The following is a 23,688-nucleotide window of genomic DNA, read 5'->3' as shown; positions in this document are numbered from 1 at the left end:
CTAACTATTCAGCTACAACGTCCAAAATAGGACCGCAGGGTGCGGCGGTTGAGTGCTGCGGCAAATGTTTGAGCCGCAGGTGAGTTTTTGCCGCACGCGATGCCGCCGTACCCTGCGGTACATGCTGAACAGTTACACGATTCAATTGCAATTCCCAATCACCCCGCAGGCGAGTATTTACCGCAAGCGATTCTGCCAAGGCCTGCGCTGCATATTGAAACCTAAGCAAAAAATACGATAACCTCCGATGCGCATGGAGATTGCAGCACTGCCTATGCTATCTTGTTGGTCTGGGTTAATTTCCCCTTTTTCTTCCGAGGGCGGCGTGAAAAAAATCATAGGCCTGCGCAGTGAAATTCTTATCAGTCTATCCGTCCTGGTCGTTTCCGGACTGTTGTTCGCGGCGCTGTTTTTACTCAAAGTCGCCGAAAACGAACTGGTGCAGGAGCGCATTGAATTTACCCTTGGCCTGCTGCATCGCCTGCCCTCCGTGGCGGCAACCCAAACCGACCGCGCTCGATTTCTGCACGAGATCGATTGGCTGTTTCGGCAGATGAGCAACGCGGCGGATCTTCAGGCCTATTCCCTCTTGGATGCCGAGCAGCGGAGGTTTTCTGGCAGCAATGCGATCCGTGCCGACTCCGAGACTCTGCAGAACGTGATCCGTTCCGGCACGTCCCGGGTTGCGATTTACTCCGCCGCGGGTTGGCGCAGCCTGGTGCCAGGCAGCGCGGGCGGTTCCTTCGAATGTTATCTTCCGCTTATTTTCGAAGGAAGCGTTGAGGGTGTGCTGCTCACCCGATTTTCCCTGGATGGCGTCGCACAGCGCATGGCCCTGGCGCAACAGGCAGTCGTCGTGCTGATCTTCGGTTTCGGTGCGGTTCTGGTCGGATTCGGTACTTATCTGCTTGGACGAACCGTGGTTTCGCCGGTGCGCCGCCTTATGCAGGCCACCGCGCAGGTTGCCGGGGGCGAGCTGGGTGTCAGCCTGCCGGTGGACGGCCCACGCGAAATCGCTCAACTGGCCGTATCTTTTAATGCCATGACCCAAGCGCTGCAGGACAGTCGCAGCGAGACCCAGGCCACCATCGCTTCGTTGCACCGGACCAATGCCGAACTGGCTGAAGCCCGCGACAACCTGGTGCGCTCGGAAAAAATGGCGGCGGTCGGAAACCTCGCCGCGGGCATGGCTCACGAAATCGGCAATCCCCTTGGTGCATCCCTGGGATACCTGGAGTTTTTGCAGACCGAATGCCATGAGCCACAGCATCTCGATCTTCTGACGCGCACGACCCGTGAACTGGCACGCATTGATCGCCTGGTGCGCGACCTGCTTGACTTTGCCGCGCCGGATACGGAGGCTGATCAGGTTTTCGAGTCCGCGGACGCGGCGCGCGAGGCGCTGGATCTGCTCTGCCACCAGGGAGTGTTCAGCGAAATCGACCTGCGCGTCGAGTTGCCCGAGGCCTTGGCGATGGTGCGCGGCTCCCGGCACAAACTGGTACAGGTATTGGTCAATCTGCTCCTCAATGCGCGAGATTCCTGCGTTGCGGGGCAAGGACGGGTGATTGTGCAGGGGTTTGTCGACGTACAGACAGTTTGTTTCGTCATCAGGGACAACGGTTGCGGCTTTTCGCCCGCTCTGCAGGAGCGCATTTTTGAGCCCTTTTTTACGACCAAGGAGCCAGGAAAGGGGCGTGGACTGGGCCTGTTTTTCTGCCACAAGGTCGTGGAGCAATGGCAGGGGCGGCTGGAGGTCGACAGCCGCATCGGCCAAGGAACCTGCTTTACCCTGAGCTTGCCCGCTTTTGACGCGGAGGCGCACCATGCCTGAGTCCCTGCGGATTCTTATTGTCGATGATGAAAGCGCCATGCGCCACATGCTGCGATTGTTGCTCGAACGCGCCGGCTATCTCGTGAACGAAGCCCAAAGCGGTCGTCAGGCACTTGCGCGCCTTCAGGAAGACCCCTGCGACATCGTGCTGTGCGATATACGCATGCCCGAGCTTGGCGGTCTCGATCTGCTCGATGAGGTACGCCGTCGCGACCTGTCGCCCACCTTTATTATGATGACCGCCTACGGCAGCATCGATACGGCCCTGGAGTGCATGAAGCGCGGCGCCTACGACTACCTGTCCAAACCCTTCAAACCCGATGAGGTCGTCCTGACCCTGCGCAAGGCCGAAGAGCGATTGGGTCTGCAGCGCGAAAACCAGCAACTGCGGCGGCAGCTCGACGGCGAGAACCAGGACGGTATGGTCTATCGCAGCGCGGCCATGGCCGAGGTGGTGGATCTGGCGCAGCGGGTGGCGCCCGCCGCCAGCGCGGTCCTGATCCGGGGCGAGACCGGCACCGGCAAGGAACTGGTGGCGCGTACCCTGCACGCCCGTAGTGGGCGCAAACCGGACGGCTTTATCGCCCTCAATTGCGGCGCGGTACCCGCCGGGCTGCTCGAAAGCGAACTCTTCGGCCATGTGCGTGGTGCATTTACCGGTGCCGAGCGCGACCGCGAAGGTTTGTTTGCCGCGGCCGATAAGGGCACCTTGTTTCTCGATGAGATCGCCGAGCTTCCCCTGGAGCTTCAACCCAAGCTGCTGCGGGTGTTGCAGGAAGGCGAAGTGCGCCGTGTCGGCGAAACCGTCAGCCGCCGCGTTAAGGTCCGGGTGGTCGCCGCCACCGCCGTCGATCTCAGGCAGGCCGTCGCCGAGGGACAATTTCGGGAAGACCTCTATTATCGACTCAACGTCGTGGAAATTTTCATCCCGCCCCTGCGCGAACGACGCGAGGACATCCTGCCTCTGGCCGAACATTTTCTGCAGCGCATCGCACGCCGCGAAGGTCGCTCCGTACCGCGTTTTGCCGCTGAGTGCCTGGAGTTCCTCCAGAGCTATGACTGGCCCGGAAATGTGCGCGAATTGGCCAATTTCATTGAACGCACCCTGATCTTCTGCCGCGAACCGCTCATTGAGCTCAGCGCTCTGCCCTGGGAAATCCGGCGCCGAAACCGCGCGGCAAACGAAGAATTGTCCCTTAAAGCCGCCATGGCGCGCATTGAAAAAGAGTTCATCCGCAAGGCGCTGGCCCGCACCAACGGCAACCGCACCCAGGCCGCTCGCCTTCTGGACATCAGTCTGCGCAACCTTTTGTACAAGGTCAAAGATTACGGGATTGAATAAGCCCCCGCGAAATGGCGCAAGGGGTGAAGCTTTTTGCATGGTCCGGGAAGGGTGTCTTGGTGTAAAATGCAGAGTTTGGGCCCCGAATTTGCTGGTGCGGGATTTGCACCTGAGTAAGTCGGCGCGTCGGACTTTCTCTCGATACAGGCACGACCCATGATTTCTTTACGCCAAAAAGGTTTCACCCTACTCGAGTTGCTCATCGCGATCACCATTTTCGCCATCGGCCTGCTGACCGTGGCCGGCATGCAGATGGCCGCCATCCAGGCCAATATGGATGCCGACAGCAATTCGGTGGCCACGGCCATCGCCCAGGGAGTGCTGGAAGACATCCTGTCGCGTTCGGCGGATGATGATATCTTCGGTGATACGGTGGCGGATGAGCCTTTTGCCCTGAATGCCGCGGCGATGGCCAATATACGCGGGGGTGACAGGTATGAAGCAAGTTATGATATCACTCTGAATTCTCCCGCACCCGGAATGGCGCAGGTCCGTGTACGGGTTGACGGCGGCCGAACGATGACGGTTCAAACCCGTTCTGTCTCACTCACGGGATTTAAAAGACTATGAGACAGATCCTTCATTTTCGCAGTCAGCGTGGCTTCACCCTGATCGAATTGCTCATCGTCTCAGCCTTGCTCGGTGTCGTCATGGTCGCTGTGTTCGGTCTGGTGCAGACTTCTCAGCGTCATGCCCATACCACCGAAGAAGTGGTCGAGGTGCAGCAGAATCTGCGTGTGGCCCTGGAGCGCATGAGCCGCGATCTGCGCCTCGCGGGGTTGGGCGTGGCCGATGAGGATATTTTTGTGAGCGCCCCTGCGTCCTTGCGCTGCGTGGATCTCAACGACAATGGTGATTGTCTTGATCCCAATGAATTCGACGCGCTCATCTTTCGCACCCTGTCCGCTCCTGGAGTGATCGCGCGGATCTCCGACGACCTGAGCACGACGGGCACCGAGGAGACCCTCAATCTGGCGTCCGAAGGCATGGTGCGCTTGTTTCATGCACAGGATTACCTCGCCACGCCTGTCTATGCGCGGATTTTCCGGCCCGCCAGCCGCATTCAGCCTCTGGATCGCGTCTTTCAGGTCACGGCCTCCGACCCAGAGGCGCGCACCCTGACGTTGAGCGGTTTTTTAACCCCCGTGACCCTGCGGCCAGGTGATCTGGTGGTACGCGTCGAAGTTCCCGCCGGCGTCGACCCCAACACCAATCCGCCCGAACATCCCAATCTGGTGCGCTATCGCCTGGTCAAAGCCGCGAGCGCCGATGAGGCGCAATTTCTCCTGGTCCGCGTACCGACCGGGGTCAACCCGAACGATGCAGACGCTTTTGAAATCCTCGCGTCCAAAATCACCGAGGTGACTTTTGACTATCTCAACGATAGCGACGGCGACATCCGCGCCATCCGCATCACCTTGACGGGCGCCACGGATGCCACACGGACCGGCACGGCCGGCTATGTCGCTTCGGGGCAGGACAACAACATTCGAACCCGCAGCCTGACCACCGTGGTGCAACTGCGCAACCGTTAAAGTACGACATCAAAGGCAATTGGCCGCGGATTTGCAGGATTAACACCGGTCTGTCACAGGCCTTATCCGCCTTGAACCAGATTCTTCCGCGTCCCGAGATTTTAAGGGTAATGGCATGAAACACTTTATCGTATTCCCATCGCACCTCAGCAACCAACGCGGCACCGCCCTGGTGCTGGTGTTGACCATGCTGGCCGTGTTGCTGATCCTCGGTTCCCTCGCCCTGACCAGCACCACGGTCGATGTCAAAATCGCCGGCAACTACCGCGCTGCCAATGAATCTCTGTCCGCCGCCGAGCGAGGATTGCAGGTCGGCTTGGGGGAATTAAGCGACGGGCTTGATCTCAACAATTTTTCCGAGCTTATCCGTATCGACCGCAGCGGCCTTTACATCCCAAAGAATAACGAACCTCAGGTCAACAACGGCGCAAACGTCATAGCCAATGGCCCTCCCCCTGTGGGGTCGGGTATGGATGCGACGACTGCCAGCGGTTTCCAGTCGCAGTATTACGTCGTGGAAGTCCACGGCGTTTTTCCTGTAGACGCACCCAACGCCTCGCGCAGCGAACTGGAAATGCAAGTCTCGCGAATTGTGGCGAAATAGCTTTTTTACCCGGAGGCGGATGCAATGAAGAACCGAATACTGTCTGGAATTGTTGGTTTTCTTTTGACGTGGGGAATTGTCCTTGGTTTTTTTGCGCAAAGCGCGGCAGATGATTTTTACCTGCACGAAGGCGCTGACTACCAGTCCTCTGAGGCGTATGACGGACCCTTTGTGGCGCAGACGCTCTATTGGAGCTATTCCCCCCAAGGGCCTTTTCGCTCATCGTACGCCCCGCAGCAGCTCTCAGGCGTTGTCTGTCCGGCGGCGCGCGATTCTCTGCAATTGCGCGGCTATTGGACCGGTCGGCTCAATGCGGATGGGTCCTGCGGGCCTGGCGGAGATCCCCATTTCGTGACGGTCGGAAATTTCCTTAATTTTCTCAGCGGTTCCGGTGGCAAACCATGAATCAGCATGAACCGACAGGGCCAATCAGGGGAAGGAAAGGTGCTATGAAATTCTTTCATCATACGGTCTGGATGTGGGTGCTCGCCGCCTTGCTGGTCAGTCCCGCGGCCTGGGCCGGCCCGGACGACTACATCTGCGACACGGCCATCTTCGGCGCCGGCGGCCCGGGGCTTGCGCCCAATGTCCTGATCATCATCGATACCTCGGGCAGTATGAATGATAAGATGCCCGTCCAACCCTATAATCCCAACATAACCTACCCGCAGTCCAATACCTGCGGCGCCAGCGGCAAGCAGCCCTGTAATCCCAATGAAATCTATGAGTGCGATTCGCCGGACTTGAATTGCAAGCTCAAAAAAGCCCATGCCTTCTCTCCGCTGGACGGCACCTGCGGTTCCGGCAGCAGCGAATTGGCGAATTACGGTATCTGGCCGACCAACGAATATGAAATCCTAAACAACCAGAACAGTTGTAAAAAAGTCGAAGATGATGGCCGAGGCAAAAAGGGGGGGGGAGCAACCTGGCACTATTACGTCACGGGCAACTATACCAATTACCGGGCACAAGTGGTTGAGATGACCAAGATAGATATCGCCAAGACGGTGGTGAAAGATGTCGTTGCGGCCAACCCCGGCCTGCGTTTCGGCCTGATGCGGTTTAATTTTCAAGATGGCGGCCGTTTCGTTGAGACAAACGATGGGTACGTGGCTTATGTCGAGGATCTGAACGAAATCTGGCAGGGCACCACCACCAAGCGCAGCAAATTCAATCAGGCCGTCGACAATCTCTCGGCGCAGGGCTGGACACCTTTGGCCGAGACCCTGTTTGAGGCGCGCGCCTATTTTCGCGGTCTGCCCAGCGTGTTCAACAGCGGCACCTACACGTCCCCCGTGCAGGCGTATTGCCAGAACAGTTACATCATCTTTGTTTCCGACGGCATGTCGACGCACGATGACGACCCGGTGCTGCGTACCCTCTGCACGGACGGCATTGTCGGCGACTGCACCGGCAGCGGTGAGCCCAAATCCTATGCTTGGCGCGGCACCGATCACCTCATCGATGTCGCCTGGGAGCTTTACAACACCGACATGTTTCCCGCCTGGCCGGGCAGGCAGAACGTGACCACCTACACGGTGGGTTTCGGCCTTGAAGGCGCGGTGGAACAGGCGGTAGTGCTTCTCAATGATGCCATGCATGCGGGTACCGGCGGTCAACACAGCGAGGCTTTTCTGGCCAACGATCCCGCCGGCTTTACTGCGGCGCTGACCACCATCATCGACGAAATTCGCGAGGTGCACACCTCCTTCGCCGTGCCGATGGCACCTGCCGGTCCCCAGAACCGCTATGCCAGCGGCGAGCATATCTATCTGAGTCTCTTTCAGCCGATGGGCAGCGGCCGTTGGCGGGGCAATCTGAAAAAGTTCGGCATTGCACAAGACGGGCGGATTCTGGATAGCCTCGGCAACGAGGCAACGCAGGCCGACGGTCGCTTCAAGGAGTCGGCCACCTCTTATTGGAGTGTGTTCCCCGATGGCAGCGAGGTCAACAAGGGTGGCGCCGGAGCGCTGCTGCTGAGCCGCGATTTCAACAACAACCCACGGAAAATCTACACCAACCTCGGGTCCACGCAACTGAGCCACAGCGGCAACCGCTTTGCCGTCGACAATGCGGCTTTGACAGCCAATCTGCTGGGGGTGCAGGCCGCCGAGCGCGACCGGTTGATCCGCTTCGTACACGGGCTGGATGCCTATGACGACAACGGCAATGACAACACCACGGAAAAACGCGACTGGATTCTCGGTGATATTCTCCATTCGAGTCCTGCCGTGGTCCACTACGACAAGGATCAAAGCCTCATTTTTGTCGGTGCCAATGACGGGCAATTGCACGCTTTCAATGACGCCGACGGCCAGGAACTCTGGTCATTCATTCCCGACCTCCTGTTGCCGGATTTAAAGTTTCTGCGTGACGGACATCATACCTATTTCGTCGATATGACCCCTTCGGTGTTTGTTTTCGATGCCGATCAAAACGGGAAAATCGAGACGGGCCAGGGAGATCGGGTCATTCTGCTGTTCGGTCTGCGTCGCGGCGGCGGCAAGGATCGTCTGCTGGCCGACCAGGTGCGCGGCGGCTATTACGCTCTGGATGTGACCAACCCCAATCAGCCCGAATTTCTCTGGAAAATCACGCGCAACACCAGCGGTTTTGCCGAACTCGGCGAAACCTGGAGCCAGCCGACCCTGGTACGTATGAAAGCCCAGGAGAGCGGTTCGACCAAGGATCTGCTGGTCGCGGTTTTCGGCGCCGGCTACGACAACAACGAAGATCGGCGCTTCGGCAATACCCAGAGTTTCCCGGCGACCAGCGACGCAACCGACACCACCCTGCCTACTCTCGATGCGGGGCAGGTGACCAGCCCCGCCGGCGGCGCCCAGCACAATCCGCGCGGGCGCGGCATCTACGCCGTGAAAGTTGGCGAATTCACGACCGGCGGCTTCAATCCGGCGAGCGGCGCCAACAAGTTGTGGAGCCATACCGTTGCCGACAATGCGGCGATGTCCTTTGCCATTCCATCCCCGGTCGCGGCCCTTGATCTGTCCCACAGCGGCTATGTCGATCGCTTCTATGTGGGTGACACGGGGGGACAACTGTGGCGTATCGATGCACGCAGTTCTTTGCCTGCCGACTGGACAGTCGCGCGTATTTTCCAGGCCAACGGCGGCGAAATTGCGGAAAAGGGACGCAAGTTCTTCGAGCGTCCTTCGGTGACCGTTGAGCGCAATCGCCAACCGCTGATTTTCATCGGCAGTGGCGATCGCCCCCATCCTCTTAACGAAGCGGTGGTTGATCGCTTCTACGCGGTCAAGGATCCCCTCGACCGGCCCGCGTCCAAACCCGCCTGGGACGGTGTGCCCCTGACCGAATCAGCACTCGTCGATCAGACCGAAAATGTGCTTCAGGCGGCTTCGCTGGATGATGGGGTACGCACGCAACTCGGTGTGTCGACGCTAGATGAGGCCATCGAAAAAACCCTTTCTCTTCTTCGCGAAAAAGACGGCTGGTTCCTCAAGCTGGATCTGCGCGGTGGTGAAAAAATTCTGGCCCCGCCCCTGGTCTTCAACAAGGTGGCCTACTTCACGACCTTTACTCCCGGAAAGCTGATCAGCGACGATCCCTGCCAGACTGGTAATCTCGGCACTGGACGCATGTATGCCGTCGATTATCTCACCGGCGAGGCGTTGCGCAATTATGATCTGAGCAACGATGGTGAAGACACTGACGGCAACCTGCGTGCCCAGGGGCGTGACGGCAAAGTGCTGCGTCGCACGGACCGCGAACGCACTCTGGGCTCAGGCATCCCTTCGGGCATAGTCGTTATGGTTCCTGAATCGGGCGATCCGCGCATCTTCATCGGCTGTGACGGGGGCATCTGCGTGGAGGAAACTCAGCCGGGCGCGCGGGTATCTCCGCTTTACTGGTTGCAGAGGTAGGCGATGAAGCAGACTTTAGGTGTTGTTTTTTGTCTCTTTCTATTGATTGGCTTGAGTGCCTGCCGTGGTAGTGAACCCCAGGATTCCGCGGTCAGTCCCCAGGTCAACGGGGCGGCACCTGTGGCTGATGCGCCTGCGTCGGGGGATGATGTAATTGGACAGGGCACAATGCCGAGCGTGAGCCTGCATCCCGATCCACCCACGGCGGCTGCGGAGGTTCGGGCGCGCTTGCGCAATCTGCCCGGTGATTATGAACTGACCTGGGAGCGCAACGGCCGCGTCATCGATGGGATGCACGCCGAGGTTCTGCCCAAGGGTCAGGTGGCGCGCGGTGATCTGTTGACCGTTCGGGTTCGTTTCGAGGATGGCGAAGTCCAGGCCGGCGCGCGCGTGGCCAACAGTCCTCCCGAAATCCTGGCCATCAACTTTGTCGAGCCGCGCATTCATCGCGGTGTCGACATCGTGCTCGAACCGGTGGCCTTTGATGCCGACGGCGATCCCGTGAGCTTTCGTTACCGCTGGTGGCTCAACGGCGAAGAAGTCCCGGGGCGCAACAACGAGCGCTTGCCGGGCGATCTCTTCCAAAAAGGCGACCGTATCGCGGTCCAGGTTATCCCCCTGGACGCTTTGGGAGACGGGGTACCCTTCACCGGCCGCGAGTTCACCATTCCTCCCGGTCCTCCGCAATTCGTCACCCAACCGCCGCAAAGCTTTCAGAGCCGAAGCTACCGCTATGAGGCTCGCGCCGAGGATCCCGACGGCGAACCGGTGCATTATTCTCTGGCCGAGGCACCTGAGGGCATGACCATGGACGCCGACAGCGGCCTGGTGCGTTGGAATCTCGAAGACGCCCCTGCGGGCGAGCATCGCATCCGCATCCGCGCCGTCGACACGGAGGGCCTGGAGGCCTTTCAGGAATTTACCCTGACCCTGGCTCCTGCGGAGCAACCCGGCTGATGCTCACTTCGCGAGGCGGATTCGCACTGATCGAAGCATTGGTGGTGCTCGGCCTGATGGGCATTTTATTGACCATCGCCACACCCTACTACCAGGTGTTCATGCAGAATGCCGCCTACCGCTCGGCGGCGCGGGAGATCGCCTCGGTCATGCGCCAGGCGCGGGCCGAGGCGGCGACGAAGAATCGCGAATATCGCGTTGAGATCGGCCTGAAGGAGAAACATTACGGTTATCAGCTCAGCCCCGGGGGGACGGGTTGGCGGAGTTTGTCGCCCCTCGTCAGATTAGGGGAATGGGACGGAAATCAATGCCGTGTCCAAACCGCTACACTTGACCTGGATTTCTTTCCCAACGGCACCGCCAGTCGCACCGCCGGCATTTGTGTCCTTAATCCCGCCGGAGAACGCCGCTTTCTTGTAACCCTGACCTCGCGCACCACCGGGCATGTGGAGGTGCGGCGCTAGGCTTCAATCGGTCGGTGACAATTCCTGCCTCATCCCCCCTCGGGCCATGCAAAATTTGCATGGCCCGTTTTTTTTTGCCAGTCTCCCTTTTTAAATCCAAAAAATAACAATGACTTGGAGCCTTACCTTGAGGGGCTGTGGCGCGGCACTGGATTTGCAAACGGTTATAAGTCAGAGCTTATTGAGTTTTCCACATAGACGAGGAAGCCATGATTTCCATCCGCAATGAAAAGGGTTTTTCGCTGATTGAGATGCTGGCCGCGGTCACCGTCCTGGCCATTGGCCTGCTGGCTCTGGCGGGTTTGCAAATAACGGCCATGCGCACCAATACCCATGCCGCCTCACTGACCGAGGCGGCGGCGTTGGCCCAGGCGGCCATTGAGCGCATACAGTCGCTGGAGGGTGATCGCCCCTGGCTGCGGACGACGCAGGTCGATTCCACACCATCGGATCTGGCCGACATCGTCTCGGGCACCCCTTATGAGCTGCTTGTCAACACGGAAGTCGATTTCAACGGCGTCGAGAATCTCACGCGCATCGATGTGACGGTGGAATCGCTGATGGCCTTGCAACGCGCTCAGGGCTCTGGCAAGCAGACGGTGAGCCTGACTCTGCTCAAGCGCTACTTTTGAGGGTAGATGTGATGATGACTGAACGTCTGCGCGACAATCGCGGTTTCGGCTTGATCGAAGTTCTCATTGCCTCAGCGGTGATGCTGGTGGTGATGGGGGCGATCATGTCCCTGTATCTCGGCAGCCAGCGTACGGCCAAGGTCGAAACTGATTTTGCCCATGTGCAGGACAACCTGCGCCTGGCTTTTGATCAACTGACCAAGGATGTGCGCATGGCCGGATTTCTGGTCACCGGTCCGCCCATTGACGACCGCTCGGCGACGGCTTTTACCATCCGCACCACCTCGCCGGCACGCCGCTACGCCCGCATCACCACGCCCGACCTCAGCACCGGCGGTAACAAAACCTTTGAAGTCTATTCCGCCTCCATGGTCGAGCGTTTTCGTGTCGGCGAAAAGGCGCGCATCATCCGTCCTCCCAACCAGGAACAACCGGGTGCGGATACCGCTGGCGTCGCGCTGACATTCGAAGTCAGCGCGACCAATCCCGGCGCCCGCACTTTGTCACTGTCGGGCTTTTCCGACGGCATCGATTATGCCTTCTCGCGTGGGGACATGATCGTTCGTGTGGCCGAGGGTTCGCCCCTGGTCAGCGAAATTCGTTATCAATTCCGGCCCGCGCCGCACAATACCCTGGAGCGTATCGTCAACGGCGGCACTCCGCAGATTCTGGCGCGCAATATCACCGGCGTTCAATTTGATTACAATCTCAACGATGAAGACGATGTTCAGGCGATACGCCTGGCGCTTACCGGGTCGGCAGGCATGGAAAACGATCCGCAGAACAAAATAACGCATAGAACCCGCACCGTTCGTACCAGTATCACGGTGCGCAACATCTGATTACGGGGCATGAGGCATGATGAGTGATTTGAATAAAGAAAAATGCAACCGGGGCCCGGGGGTGTATGAGCGGCTGACAGACCAGGGCGGCATGGCCCTGGTATTGGCCGTCTCCATGCTGTTGATCCTGACGGTGCTTGGGGCGGTGGTCTGGACCGCCAGCAATCGACAGATCGATTCCGCAAGCTTCCAGCAGGCCAATCAGCAGGCCTTCTTCGCCACCCAGCGCGGCCTGGAATACGCCGTGACCCGCGACATCCTGCTGAATCTGACCGCGGGGCAATCCATTGATCTGACCAGCGGCGTACATAAAGCCAACATCAATGCCGGCAGCAGCAAGACCTCCGGGGGCGGAGAAATTTTTGCCGGGGAAATCATCGACGACGGTCCCGGTGAGATGCCCCTGCGGCTGCGGGCGCGCTACGGCTCGGATTTCGGCGCCAACTACTATTTCATTTCCATTTCGGCGGACGGTCCGCGCGCCAGCCGCGAAGATGTGGAAACCCAGGTCGTGCGCCTGTTCAAGCACGATGACGATTCGTTGTTCCGAACCACGGGAGGTGGGTGATGAAGGATAGATGCGCGCAACTGATTTTTGGTTTTGTGCTTTTGCTTGCGGTGCCTCCTGCAGGTTTTGCCGCCCCCGATGAATATCTCGGCGATTCAGCCATCTACGCCGGCGCCGACGAAGGCGGCGAAGTGCGGCCCAACGTCATGTTTTTCATCAACAACAGCCGCAACATGGTCGATCAGAAAGCGGGCACCGGGGCCTATGATTCGGAGACGATTTATTCCGGTCCTTATGTGCCCAACGGCGTATATTTCCGCAACAATCCCAGCTCGCCCTGGAACCTCAGGATCCAGGCCGCCAGTGATGGCTCCCTCAAGGTGTCCTGTGGTGGCGACGATCCCCATGGCGCCCGTCAGCTTCTCCTGCACAACGGTTTTTTCAAGGGTGGTCTGAACAGCGATGGCAATTGCAGCAACAAAAACAACGATCAGAAAGATTTTTATCTGGGTAATCTGGTCAACAAGCTTGAATCCACACCGGTGATCAATGAATGGCAGAGCAACACCACCTACCCGGCCGGGCAAATCATTCATCCGCCGGGCAATACGCAATTGCTCTTTCGCAGTCTCAATGCCGGTGCCTCCGGCGGCAGTTCACCTGAGTGGCCGACCGAGCCTGCCGGGGCGACGGTGGAAGATGGAACGATGACCTGGGAAATGCTTTCAAGTATTTTCGACGTGACCAGAGAGGTGGTGCTGCAGGTTGTCGAGTCCCTGCGCAATCAGGTCAACGTCGGCGTCATGGTCTTTGGCAACAACAACGACGGCGGCTGGGTGAAGGCGCCGGTGGCGCGCATCGGCACAGAGGAAATTGATGGCAGCGCCGGGGAGGAAAACTACCAGAATCTGCGCCAGCAAATCATCAACCTGGCACACGTTTCGAGCAATACCCATGAGCCTATTGCCGGTGCCCTCTATGATGCCAGCCTATATTTCCGTGGCCAATATGACAGCAACGCCCGCGTCGGCCAACCGCGCAGCCCGGCCTATCCCTCGCCCATCGAACATTGGTGCGAAGTCAGCCACGTGGTGGTGTTGACCACGGGAGCGAGCGCACCGACCTCGCCCACGGCCAATGCGCTGGGCGATCTCAATGGTGACGGGATCGTCGGCCCCGAGGATGGCGCCTATCTTTTGTACAACACCGACCACCGCCCCAATACCCAGGAAATCCAGCGGGTGAACACCAATGTCATCCAGTTTCTGACCAAATCCCTCGACCTTGAGCGCGCAACCGACAAGGACCACGGCAACGGCACCTATGTACTGGCCAACTCAACGGAAGACCTGGAGGCCGCCCTGCGTGATATCCTCAGCGGTATTGTCGCCGAGGTCGACACCTCTTTTGTCGCCCCAGTGGTGCCGGCCAGTACCACCAACCGCACCATCAGCGGCAATCGCGTGTATCTCGGCCTGTTCAAACCGCAGAACGAGAATCACTGGCTGGGCAATCTGAAGAAATATCAGGTGGGCGCCGACAACCGACTTAAGGACAAGTACGGTAACGATGCCACCTACTCGATTGAAGAAGCGGAAATTCAAGGCGATGTCAGCGCCGGCGATTTTCTGCCATCCTCCATCTCCTACTGGAGCAATGACGCCGACGGCGGCGATGTGCTCAAGGGCGGTGCCGGCTCTTTGCTTTCACTCAATACCTCGCGCAACATTTACACCTATCTGCCCCAGGTGACCAATCAGCCCAAGGATCTGACCCATTCGCACAACGCCTTTGCGACCACCAACACCCTGGTCAGCGCCGATGTCCTCGAATTGACGGATCCCGACGAGCGCAATCTGCTCATCGACTATGTCCATGGCCGCGACGCCTTCGATGACAGCGGCAACGGCATCACCAACGAGATGCGCGAACACGTCATGGGCGATATTCTGCACTCGCGGCCCCTGGTGTTCAGCTATGAGCCCTTTGCAATGACCGAGACCAACGAAAGCAACTGCGGCGTTAACAAGTCCTATATTTTTGTCGGCTCCAACGGCGGTGCCCTGCACGCCTTCAGGGATTGCGACGGCAGCGAGGCCTGGGCATTTCTTCCCGACAATGTGCTGGGTGATTTGCAGTATCTGCGCAACAACCTGCATACGCCCTTTGTCGATGCGCCCATTTCCGCTTATGTGCATGATCGCAACAACGACGGCGTCATCGATCCCCTGGCCGGCGACCGGGTCCTGCTGGTCTTCGGCCAGCGGCGCGGCGGAGGCAGCAACACCCTGGCGGCTGATGCCGCCAAGGGTGCTTATTACATTCTCGATGTGAGCGATCCGGAAACGCCGAAATTCGTCAGCAAGTTCGATCGCAGTCAATATACCGAGATGGGCCAGGCCTGGAGCCAGCCGCGTCTGACCCGCATCAAGCACGGCGAGGACATCAAGGTCGTGGCTTTTCTGGGCGGGGGCTACGATCAGAACGAGGACCTGCGTTACGGCAACACACAGAATTTCCCCGGCGACACCACGGCCACGACCAACATCACTCTGGCCGATCTCGGCAGCGGCCTTAAAACCAGGCCAGCCACCTTCCAAGAGTCGGGGCCGCGGGTCAATCCGAGCGGGCGGGGCGTCTTCGCCATCGAAGTCGCGCGTCTGGTCAAGGGCCAGGACGGCAAGTATGACGCCAACATCGAAGGCAGCGGCAATCTGCTCTGGCATCTTTCCTACCATGCCTCGACCAATCCCAATATGACCTATTCCTTCCCTTCGGATGTGGCCGTGCTCGATGTTAACGGCAATGGGTTCGCCGATCGGCTCTATGTCGGCGACACGGGCGGGCGTATGTGGCGCTTCGATGTCGGCAGCAACAATCCCAATCACTGGTCGGGGCGCATGATCTTTCGCTCCAACGCGGGTCAGGACGGCACCAACGGCCGTAAGATCTTCTACCGTCCCTCGGTGGTTTTCGATAAGGGCATGCCGATTTTATATTTCGGCACCGGCGATCGGGAGCATCCCCTCAACCGCCATGTGGTGGATCGTCTGTATGCCCTTTATGACCGCGGACAGACCTACGCCGACTACATCAGCGAGAATCACCTGGTCGATGTCACCACCAACGTACTGCAGGAAAGCAGTGATACCAGCCTGATCGACAGCACCCTCGATGCGCTCAAGTCCTCGACCAACTACGGTTGGTACATCAAACTCAACGAAAATTCCGGCGAAAAAGTTCTGGCGGCCTCCACGGTCTTCAACAACGTCGCCTACTTCAGTACTTATTCGCCCAACACGAATGTCGCGCCGGATCCCTGCAAGCCCGGAAATCTCGGTACTTCCCGGGTCTATCAGGTGGACGCCAGAACCGGCGAGGCGATCATCAACAACGACAAGAGCAATGACGGGGACAGCGCCAACGAGCGCGCCGCCCATGAAGACGGCTATGTCCTGAAACGCTCCGACCGGGTGCAGGTCATCGGCGAGGGTATCCCTTCGGGCATCGTGACTCTCATCGATGCCAGCGGCCGCGTGACCATGATGATCAGTTCGAGTAACCGCGTGAACACGGTGGACGCTCTCGATGCACGGATGATCAGCCCGGTGTACTGGATGCAATGGTAGAAACATGAAGGGGCGCAGCATGCCGCGCCCCTTCATGTTTAACTCTCCAATCCCCAGAACAGTCGCCAGGTTTCGCGGAGGGTTCCGGTGCCGAAGGTGCCGGGCAGCCGACAGCGGATTTCGCCCTCCATCAGGGTGTCGATATCGGGCACCAACGCCCGGCACTGGTCGGGCCGGTCGGCTGGATCCAGCCGGCAGCCGTCGGGCCCCAGGTAAACACAGCCCCAGGGGCCGGTACGCGGCGCCGGAACCGGTACACCCGCCAGGTCGCGCAATTCCATGCCGAGAAAGGGAAGGGTGGAGCGCAGGTAGGTGATGTCGATCTGATCGCGGGCAAAAAAACGCGCCAGAAAGCGCCCCGGATCGCCATAGGCGCCGGGATGCCCCTGACAGCACAGCCCACGGCACTGACCACAGATCGACGGATCGCTGACGAACTCATCCATGGCAGGACTCCTTGACCCCAAGCAGAACCGGCAGGGGTGACGCGTTATGTCTTTGAATGCTCGCAACTAACCATAATCGCCATTTGGCGCCTGTCAAGAATGGAACGGATCAGCGCGGCGCGGGATATGAGGCCGGAACGCTGGGGCGAAATAAAACTCACCACTTCAAGAGCGAACCGCAAACAAAAAAACCAGGGACAAAGGACCAGAGACAAGGGACCAACTAACACTTGATCCCATCAGGGTGTGGGTTTAGGATAGAGCGCTGTGTGCGTAGACGGTATCCCCCCACAAGGAGACCCTGATGGCCAAGATCGTTGCCTTTCGCGGGCTGCGCTACAACCTGAAGAAAATCACCGACCCCAATCTGGTCGTGGCTCCGCCCTACGATGTCATCTCGCCCGTAGACCAGGAAGAACTCTACCGCCGTGATCCCCACAACGTGGTGCGCCTGATTCTCGGACGCAACAATGCCGACGATACCGAAACCGACAACCGTTATACCCGCGCGGCGCGCGATTTTCGTCAGTGGCTCGATGATGAAACCCTGGTGCGCGATACCGAGCCTTCCATTTACCTCTACGATCAGGAATACCCCCTCGAAGAAGGTGATGTCGTCGTTCGTCAGGGCTTCATGGCGCTGACCCGCATCGAAGACTTTTCCTCCGGGGTGGTCAAACCCCACGAAAAAACTCTGGCAGGCCTCAAGACCGACCGTCTCAAACTCATCCGCGCCTGCGGTGCCAACTTCAGTCCGGTTTTCACCCTGTACGGTGACAGTTGCTGCGTTCTCGAGGCTCTCAATCGCAAGGAACGCGAGCGTGTACCCGATGTGGCCGTGACCGACGCCGATGGGGTCAGGCATCGCCTGTGGCAGGTTACGGATCCCAGTCTCATCGCCAAGGCCCAAAGTCTCATCGAGAACAAACCCTTGTTTATCGCCGACGGGCACCACCGCTACGAAACCGCCATCAACTATCGCAACGAAATGCGCGAAAAACACCCCGACTACACCGGCAAGGAGTTGTTCAACTATGTTCTCATGTACTTCTCCAACATGGATGACAAGGGAATGCTCATCTTTCCCACTCATCGCCTTCTCAGGGGGTTGGAGCGCTTCAATCCTGCCGAATTTCTCAATCGCCTGAAAGAGTATTTCGAGATTGAAAGCAGCGACGTTGATCCGAAAAGTTCGGCCGGTCGCCAGACGGTGCGGAAAAAACTCAGGGAAAAAGGGCGACAGGGGCACGTGCTGGCTTTTTTCAGCGGCGGTGGAACCCTGCATTACCTGCGGTTGAAGGACGATGCTCTCATGGATCGCTTTTTCGACGACAAAAGCCCCAAGGCGCTTCGCACCCTCGATGTTTCCATCCTCCACCGACTGATTTTTGAGGATCTTCTGCACCTCGGTGCCGAGGCCCAGGAGCAGCAGACCCACCTCGATTATGTGAAAAATTTCGACGATCCGTTCGACGCGGTTCTGTCGGGGCGGTTTCAGGCGGCCTTCATTATGAATCCGCCGCGCATGTCCGAGGTGCGCGACGTGGCCAATGCCGGCGAGAAGATGCCGCAGAATTCGACCTATTTTTATCCAAAACTGCTCACCGGGTTGGTGATCAATCCCATCGTCGAAGGCGAGTCCGTCGACGATTTTCCGATCTGATGAAGTGCAGTTAAAGCTTTTTTTGCGGTTAGATTCTTTTTTCTTTTGGAGGAGGCTGGAGTGGAAATACTTGGCGTTGACATCGGTTTCGGCTTCACCAAAGCAACTAACGGGCGCGATACCCTGATCTTCAAATCGGTGCTCGGCGAAGCCACGGAACTGCAGTTTCAGGAGCAGATTCTGCAAAATACCCAAGGTGGCGAGGAGCATCTGCGCATCGAAGTCGACGGCAAAAGCTATTTCGTCGGCGAACTGGCCGAACGCCAGAGCAGCAATCGCTTTTTCACCCTCGATCCCGCGCAGTTGGTCGGGCGCTTTGCCCGCACCCTGGCTCTGACCGCCGCCGGGCGCCTTATCGGCAGTTATCTGCCCATCAACCTGGTTACCGGACTGCCCATCGGCTACTACCGGCAGCACAAAGACGCGTTGACCCGCGCCCTGGCCGGCGAACACAAGATCGTCGTGCAGGAAGTGGGTGGGAAAAAAGTTGAAAAAACTCTCAACGTCAATAAGGTGCGCATCATCCCTCAGCCTTTCGGGTCGCTGTTCAACACCATGCTCAATGACAGCGGCGAGTTGAGCGATAAGCGTCTGGTGCGCGAAAAGATCGGCATCGTCGACGTGGGATTCCGCACCTCGGATTACACGATTTCCGATCGCATGCGTTATTCCGAGCGCGGCAGCCGGACCACTGATTCGGGCATCGCCAAGGCCTTTACCGCCATCGCCAACGCATTGCGCGAGCAGAGCGGCATCAATGTCGAACTTTATCGCCTCTATGATGCCGTTGAGAATGGAACCATCAAGATTCGCGGCAAGGAAATCGATCTGCGCGATACGGTCGAGCAGGCGTTCAACCAGCTGGCCACCGCCGTGGCCGCCGAAGTCGAGCGTCTGTGGGCCGACGATTGGGACGTCGATACCATTGTCGTTACCGGCGGCGGGGGTGCTGTGCTGGCACCCTATCTGCTGCCTCTGATTCAGGGTAACGTATTGCCCTTAGCGTCGGATCGCGACGCCCGGCTCAACAATGTCATGGGCTACTGGAAATTCGGTCGGCACCTGTGGGCCAAAGGCGAGATCAACGCTTGAGGAGGGTCTTTGCGCAATGAGTGATGCTTTGAATGTCGAGGGTATTATTGAGTTTTTTGAGAAAAACGCGCGGCACCCCCTGACCCCTGAAGAAATCGCCCGCCATCTCGGCGTGGGTCGCCGCGACAAAAAACGTCTCCTCGCCCATCTTGACGAACTGGTGGAGCGCGGCATCCTGGTGCAACTCAAGGGACGGCGCTATGCCCTGCCGCGCAAGGTCAATCTGGTCACCGGCACCATCAGCATGCACCGCGACGGTTATGGCTTCGTCAGTACCGGCGAGCCCGAAGGCAAGGATATTTTCATCCCGGCCCGATTCGCGCGCGAGGCCATGCATGGCGATCAGGTCCTGGTGCGGGCCGAGCGCGGCATTCGCAGCGACAAGCCCGAAGGACGCATTGTGCGGGTGGTTCAGCGCGCCCACCAGACTCTGGTCGGCCGTTTCGAGCAGACCCGCAAGTTCGCCTACCTGGTACCTTCCGATCCGCGTCTGGGCCAGGATATCGTCATTCCCCGCAATGCGCGCGGCAAGGCGCGATCCGGGCAAATCGTGGTCGCACGCATCGATTCCTTTCCCAGCAAGAACCGCAATCCCGAGGGAACCATCATCGAGGTGCTCGGTGATCCCGGTGACCCCGAAGTAGAGGTGCTGACCATTATCCATCAGCATGGATTGCCGCATCGCTTTCCCGGCGAAGTGCTTGCCGCGGCCGAAGAAATTCCCGGCGAAGTTCTGCCGGAGGAATTCAGCGGTCGCGAAGATCTGCGCGATTTGCTGACTGTCACCATCGACGGGGAAACCGCCAAGGATTTTGACGACGCCGTTGCGGTACGCGACGAGGGCCAGGGACGCATTCGCCTGTGGGTGTCCATCGCCGATGTCGGGCATTATGTGACCGAGGGCGGCATCATTGACCGCGAAGCCTATGTGCGCGGCACCAGCGTGTATTTTCCCGGGCGCTGCATCCCCATGTTGCCTGAGCATCTGAGCAACGGCATCTGTTCCCTCAATCCTGACGTCGAGCGTCTGGTCATGACCGCGGAAATGCTCTTCGACGCCGAGGGCGTGCGCCTGGAGAGCCGATTTTATCCGGCGGTGATCCGCAGTCGCGCCCGTCTTACTTACACCCAGGTGCGCGCCATGATCGAACTGGGCGATACCGAGGAGATCAGTCGGCAGGGTGAGGTTTATCCCGCGCTTCAGGTGATGAAGACCCTGGCTGAACGGCTCCAGGAACGCCGCCGCCTGCGTGGCAGCCTGGATTTTGATTTGCCCGAGGCCGAGATCGTGCTGGATCTTCAGGGCAATATCGAGGATATCGTGCGCGGTGAGCGCTATTTTGCCCATCGCCTCGTCGAGGAATTCATGCTGGCGGCCAACGAAGCGGTGGCCGGGTTTCTCAGTGCGCGCGAAATCCCTCTTCTGTACCGCGTGCACGAACCGCCCTCCGCCGAAAAATTGCAGCAGTTCCAAGAGTTTTTGAGTCACTTCAATCTTAAGCTGTCGTTGCGCCAGGGGCAGGTGGCACCGCGCGATCTGCAGCAGTTGCTTGATCAGGTTGCCGGTCGCCCCGAGGAGCGCATGATCAATCAGGTCATGCTGCGCGGCATGAAACAGGCGTGCTATTCACCCGAAAACGTCGGACACTTCGGTCTGGCCGCGCACGACTATTGCCATTTCACTTCACCCATCCGCCGTTATCCCGATCTCGTGGTCCATCGCATCCTGCGCGGCGCCTTAGGCAAGAAAGGCTTGTCAGAGCATGAAAAACAACGCCTGGCGCAGACGCTTCCCGAAATAGGTGAACAGACCTCCGCGCGCGAGCGGCGTGCCATGGAGGCCGAGCGCGATATCGTCGCTTTGAAGAAGTGCCAGTTCATGGTGCAGCACCAGGGTGAAAGTTTTGCCGGGATCATCTCCGGTGTTCAGGCCTTTGGTCTTTTTGTCGAGCTGAAGGAGTTCTTTCTCGAAGGTCTGCTCCGGGTTTCCTCCCTGGGGGACGATTTTTATCATTTCGAGGAAGAGCGGCATCGCCTGGTCGGGGAGCACGGGCGCCGCGTTTTCCAGATCGGCGACGAAATACAGGTGCGCGTCGAACACGTCGATGTGGAGAGGCGCCAGATCGATTTCGTCCTTGAAGGCGCTCCCCCCGCAGCGGCGCAAGGAGATGTTGCCGACGACGGCGATTCATGAAAGTTTTCAACGATCTTTCCCGTATCACCAGGCCCTTTCCCGGCGCCGTGGTGACCCTTGGCAATTTTGATGGGGTTCATCTCGGCCACCGTGAGATTTTTCGGCGGGTCGTATGCCGTGCCCGCGAAATCGACGGCACCGCCGCTGTTTTTAGCTTTTGGCCGCACCCCCTGCGGGTTCTGGCGCCTCACCGCGAGTTGCGTCTGATCAACACCTACGACGAAAAAATCAAATTGATTGCCGCCTCGTGCATCGATGTTTTTCTCTGTCCGCCCTTTACCCGCGAGCTGGCCGATCTGAGGCCTGAGGACTTCGTCTCGCGGGTCCTTTTGAATTGCATCGGCGCGCGACATATTGTGGTTGGCTATGATTATCGTTTTGGTCAGGGGCGCAGCGGCGATGCCGATTTGCTCAAAAAAATGGGTCAACGGTTCGGCTTCGGTGTCGAGATTCTGGCACCCATTGCCCAGGGCCAGACCGTCTACAGTTCAACCCGTGTCCGGCGCATGGTCGGCGCCGGCGACGTGCGGGGTGTGGTTGCGCTGCTTGGCCGTCACTTCACGCTCGAGGGGCGGGTGGTACACGGCGACCATCGCGGGCAGAGCCTGGGGTTTCCCACCGCCAATCTCGCCACCGAAAAAGAACTTCTACCGGCTCCCGGGGTGTATGCGGTCAAGGCCCTCCATGAAGGCAAGGTTTACGCTGCCGTCGCCAATATTGGCCGCAAACCCACCTTTGGCGGCGATGCCCTCTCCATTGAAGTTCACCTCCTCGATTTTTCCGGCAATCTTTACGGCCGCTCACTGCGCCTGTATTTTTTCGATCGCCTGCGGGAAGAAAAGCGCTTTGCCGGCACAGATGAATTGTGCACCGCAATCCGAGCAGATATCGCCCGGGCCAGAGAACTCCTCGCCAATCAAAACATCATCGCCTACCGGGATTATCTGGGCGAATGCGAGGACAGGGACGCGGGACGCGAGGAACGGGACGCGTAAAACCAACCTAACCATTCGGCTGCAATACCCACTCGCGCCGCGGCCTGCGGTGCATGTGGAACAGTTACAAACCGACCGCAACTGAAAACAACAAATGACCAAGGACAAATGACAAACAACATCTTTGGAACGACACGCATTCTCGGCATTTTCGGCGATCCCGTCGCCCATTCCCTCTCGCCGCTGATGCAGAACGCCGCTTTGCGCGAGGCGGGTATCGATGCGGTCTATTTGCCTTTTCATGTCCTCCCTGACAATCTGCCGCAAGCCGTCGCGGCGTTGCGCCCACTGAATATTCTCGGGGTCAACGTGACCGTTCCGCACAAAGAGGCGGTGCTGACCCTGCTGGACGAGGTGGATGAAAATGCCCGTCTCATCGGCGCGGTCAATACCATCGTCAATCGCGCCGGCTGCCTGCACGGCTTCAATACCGACGGCGCGGGTTTTGTGCAAAGCCTGGCCGGCGATCTTGATTTTGATCCGGCCGGGCGCCGGGTTCTGCTCTTGGGCGCAGGCGGGGCCTGCCGCGCGGCACTGGTGGCGTTGGCGCAGTCCGGCGCAGCCTGGATCGGAGTGGCCAACCGCGACCCGGCGCGGGCACGCTTGCTTGTCGATTCATTTTCGTCCCGGTTCCCCGGCACAGCCTTTGCACATCTGCCTTTGGCATCATCTCTTTGGGAGCAGGCCCTGGGAGCCAGTGATTTGGTGGTCAATACCACAAGCCTTGGGCTGCATGGTGAAGAGGTGCCGCTGCCCTGGGCTTGTGTGCCGAAAAAGTGTTGTATCTACGACATGGTCTATCGGCGTGGCGGAACCCCTTTGTGGCATGCCGCACGGGCTCAGGGGCACCCGGTCGCCGATGGTTTAGGCATGCTGGCGGCTCAAGGGGAGCGGGCCTTCACATTGTGGACGGGACGCAAACCGCCCTTTGGCGTCATGAAATCCCGGCTTTTGGCAGAGTTGGCTGACAATTAACGCATGCCTTGACAGGCTGAAGTTTAGAAAATATTATAAAACCACTTTCAAGAATTGGTTTGCGGAGTACAACGCGA

General features: G+C 58.8%; 19 protein-coding genes. 18 read left to right on the top strand and 1 reads right to left on the bottom strand.

Annotated elements, in window-relative coordinates:
• Positions 1-325 precede the first annotated feature (325 nt).
• From GFER_RS17610 to GFER_RS07470, 13 genes are all read left to right on the top strand, one after another.
• Positions 326-1,834 (top strand): sensor histidine kinase, encoded by a 1,509-nt coding sequence (locus tag GFER_RS17610; protein ID WP_052446149.1) that lies wholly within the window; start codon positions 326-328, stop codon positions 1,832-1,834.
• Entirely contained in the window at positions 1,827-3,176 is a 1,350-nt protein-coding gene (locus GFER_RS07525; protein ID WP_040098045.1) for a sigma-54-dependent transcriptional regulator, read from the top strand. The genes GFER_RS17610 and GFER_RS07525 overlap by 8 nt, the downstream gene beginning before the upstream one ends.
• 156 nt (positions 3,177-3,332) lie before the next feature.
• Positions 3,333-3,746 (top strand): type IV pilus modification PilV family protein, encoded by a 414-nt coding sequence (locus tag GFER_RS07520; protein WP_040098042.1) that lies wholly within the window; start codon positions 3,333-3,335, stop codon positions 3,744-3,746.
• The gene (locus tag GFER_RS07515) at positions 3,743-4,711 is read left to right on the top strand and encodes a PilW family protein (RefSeq protein WP_040098039.1); all 969 of its coding nucleotides are present in this window, start codon (positions 3,743-3,745) and stop codon (positions 4,709-4,711) included. The genes GFER_RS07520 and GFER_RS07515 overlap by 4 nt, the downstream gene beginning before the upstream one ends.
• A 115-nt stretch (positions 4,712-4,826) precedes the next feature.
• Entirely contained in the window at positions 4,827-5,315 is a 489-nt protein-coding gene (locus GFER_RS07510; RefSeq protein ID WP_040098037.1) for a pilus assembly PilX family protein, read from the top strand.
• A 24-nt stretch (positions 5,316-5,339) separates the two neighbouring features.
• The gene (locus GFER_RS07505) at positions 5,340-5,720 is read left to right on the top strand and encodes a hypothetical protein (RefSeq protein WP_040098035.1); all 381 of its coding nucleotides are present in this window, start codon (positions 5,340-5,342) and stop codon (positions 5,718-5,720) included.
• Between the two features lie 44 nt (positions 5,721-5,764).
• Positions 5,765-9,214, top strand: coding sequence for a pilus assembly protein (locus tag GFER_RS07500; RefSeq protein ID WP_040098032.1), 3,450 nt, complete (start codon positions 5,765-5,767; stop codon positions 9,212-9,214).
• Between the two features lie 168 nt (positions 9,215-9,382).
• A complete protein-coding gene (locus GFER_RS07495; protein ID WP_040098029.1) occupies positions 9,383-10,171 on the top strand; it encodes a putative Ig domain-containing protein in 789 nt (262 codons plus the stop codon).
• Positions 10,171-10,635: a GspH/FimT family pseudopilin gene (locus GFER_RS07490; protein ID WP_040098027.1), complete on the top strand. Its 465-nt coding sequence runs from the start codon at positions 10,171-10,173 to the stop codon at positions 10,633-10,635. Before GFER_RS07495 ends, GFER_RS07490 begins: the two co-directional genes overlap by 1 nt.
• 209 nt (positions 10,636-10,844) lie before the next feature.
• Positions 10,845-11,267 (top strand): type IV pilus modification PilV family protein, encoded by a 423-nt coding sequence (locus tag GFER_RS17605; protein ID WP_052446147.1) that lies wholly within the window; start codon positions 10,845-10,847, stop codon positions 11,265-11,267.
• Between the two features lie 11 nt (positions 11,268-11,278).
• Positions 11,279-12,109 (top strand): PilW family protein, encoded by an 831-nt coding sequence (locus tag GFER_RS07480; protein ID WP_040098024.1) that lies wholly within the window; start codon positions 11,279-11,281, stop codon positions 12,107-12,109.
• A 16-nt stretch (positions 12,110-12,125) separates the two neighbouring features.
• A complete protein-coding gene (locus GFER_RS07475; RefSeq protein WP_040098021.1) occupies positions 12,126-12,677 on the top strand; it encodes a pilus assembly PilX N-terminal domain-containing protein in 552 nt (183 codons plus the stop codon).
• Positions 12,677-16,246: a pilus assembly protein gene (locus GFER_RS07470; protein ID WP_040098019.1), complete on the top strand. Its 3,570-nt coding sequence runs from the start codon at positions 12,677-12,679 to the stop codon at positions 16,244-16,246. The genes GFER_RS07475 and GFER_RS07470 overlap by 1 nt, the downstream gene beginning before the upstream one ends.
• A 38-nt stretch (positions 16,247-16,284) precedes the next feature.
• On the opposite strand, the gene GFER_RS07465 is transcribed toward GFER_RS07470, so the two are convergent.
• Complete coding sequence (locus GFER_RS07465; RefSeq protein ID WP_052446145.1) at positions 16,285-16,692, bottom strand: hypothetical protein; 408 nt, start codon at positions 16,690-16,692, stop codon at positions 16,285-16,287.
• A gap of 304 nt (positions 16,693-16,996) precedes the next feature.
• Between GFER_RS07465 and GFER_RS07460 the strand changes: the two genes are divergently transcribed.
• From GFER_RS07460 to aroE, 5 genes are all read left to right on the top strand, one after another.
• Positions 16,997-18,355: a DUF1015 domain-containing protein gene (locus tag GFER_RS07460; protein WP_040098017.1), complete on the top strand. Its 1,359-nt coding sequence runs from the start codon at positions 16,997-16,999 to the stop codon at positions 18,353-18,355.
• 60 nt (positions 18,356-18,415) lie between these two features.
• Positions 18,416-19,447 carry a ParM/StbA family protein gene (locus GFER_RS07455; protein ID WP_040098014.1) on the top strand — a complete coding sequence of 344 codons (1,032 nt, stop codon included), beginning with the start codon at positions 18,416-18,418 and terminating at the stop codon, positions 19,445-19,447.
• A 16-nt stretch (positions 19,448-19,463) separates the two neighbouring features.
• A complete protein-coding gene (rnr, locus tag GFER_RS07450; protein ID WP_052446144.1) occupies positions 19,464-21,641 on the top strand; it encodes a ribonuclease R in 2,178 nt (725 codons plus the stop codon).
• Positions 21,638-22,636 carry a bifunctional riboflavin kinase/FAD synthetase gene (locus GFER_RS07445; protein ID WP_040098012.1) on the top strand — a complete coding sequence of 333 codons (999 nt, stop codon included), beginning with the start codon at positions 21,638-21,640 and terminating at the stop codon, positions 22,634-22,636. Before rnr ends, GFER_RS07445 begins: the two co-directional genes overlap by 4 nt.
• 108 nt (positions 22,637-22,744) lie before the next feature.
• Entirely contained in the window at positions 22,745-23,611 is an 867-nt protein-coding gene (aroE, locus tag GFER_RS07440; protein ID WP_040098010.1) for a shikimate dehydrogenase, read from the top strand.
• The last annotated feature ends 77 nt before the right edge of the window (positions 23,612-23,688 follow it).

Source organism: Geoalkalibacter ferrihydriticus DSM 17813 (assembly GCF_000820505.1).
Classification (GTDB): domain Bacteria; phylum Desulfobacterota; class Desulfuromonadia; order Desulfuromonadales; family Geoalkalibacteraceae; genus Geoalkalibacter; species Geoalkalibacter ferrihydriticus.
This window is presented reverse-complemented; position numbering and strand designations above follow the sequence as displayed.